The organism is Salipiger sp. HF18, assembly GCF_011806505.1.
Taxonomy (GTDB): Bacteria; Pseudomonadota; Alphaproteobacteria; order Rhodobacterales; family Rhodobacteraceae; genus Salipiger; species Salipiger thiooxidans.
The window spans coordinates 1-916 of sequence record NZ_JAATOS010000867.1 but is presented as its reverse complement, the minus strand read 5'-3'; the positions used below and the strand labels follow the sequence as shown (position 1 = coordinate 916).

The following is a 916-nucleotide window of genomic DNA, read 5'->3' as shown; positions in this document are numbered from 1 at the left end:
GCAGCATCGGGTCCCCTCACGGCAGGTCCGGCGCGGGTCGTGCGCCGGGTCGGGGCTTAGGACGGGTCACGCCACGTGGCAAGCCTCGAGCGGCTCAGGCCTCGAGTTCGGCGTCCCAGTAGAGGAAGTCGAGCCAGCTGTCGTGCAGGTGGTTGGGCGGGAACTTGCGGCCCACGTCCATGAGCTCGGACGCGCCGGGCTGGCGCGGGATCTTGCGCAGCGACATGTTGACCTGACGCAACGATTTCGAGCCCTTCCGGAGATTGCAGGGGGCACAGGCGGCGACGACGTTCTCCCACGAGGTGATGCCGCCCGAGGCCCGGGGCACCACGTGGTCGAAGGTCAGATCGTCCTTGGATCCGCAATACTGGCAGCGGAATTCGTCCCTCAGAAAAAGATTGAAGCGCGTGAATGCCACGCGCTTCCTCGGTTTCACGTAATCTTTCAGCACCACGACGCTCGGGATCTTGAGCGTCATCGAGGGGCTTCGGACCTCCTCGTCGTATTCAGCGATGATGTCGACCCTGTCGAGGAAGGCCGCCTTTACCGCTTCCTGCCAGGGCCAGAGGGATAGCGGATAATAGGAGAGCGGTCTGTAGTCCGCGTTCAGGACCAGCGCTGGATAGTGTTTCAGCGACGAGGGTTCCCTGACGAAATGTTTTCTGAAATCGCCATCCATTGAGTGACTCGCTTCCTGCTCTGTCTGCCCGTTCCGAAGCACCAGAGCGGGACGCCCCGCCCCAGCCTGAAATCACTATATCTCGCGTTTACTCTCTGGCAAGCTTCGCAACATGGTGTGGTCACGTCTTCTCTAGCGCGCCGACGTAAAGCTCATATGACAGGCGTTACGAAGTGGTTAGCGATGCGTCCGGGTGGTGTTAGCGCAGGACGGCGAGGCGGACGGCCTCGAACTCGG

The 916-nt window shown here is 61.9% G+C and carries 1 protein-coding gene; it reads right to left on the bottom strand.

Going from position 1 to position 916, the window contains the following annotated elements; genetic code table 11:
* Nucleotides 1-94: 94 nt before the first annotated feature.
* Nucleotides 95-679 (bottom strand): HNH endonuclease, encoded by a 585-nt coding sequence (locus HC022_RS27620; RefSeq protein WP_008885098.1) that lies wholly within the window; start codon nucleotides 677-679, stop codon nucleotides 95-97.
* Between the last annotated feature and the right edge of the window lie 237 nt (nucleotides 680-916).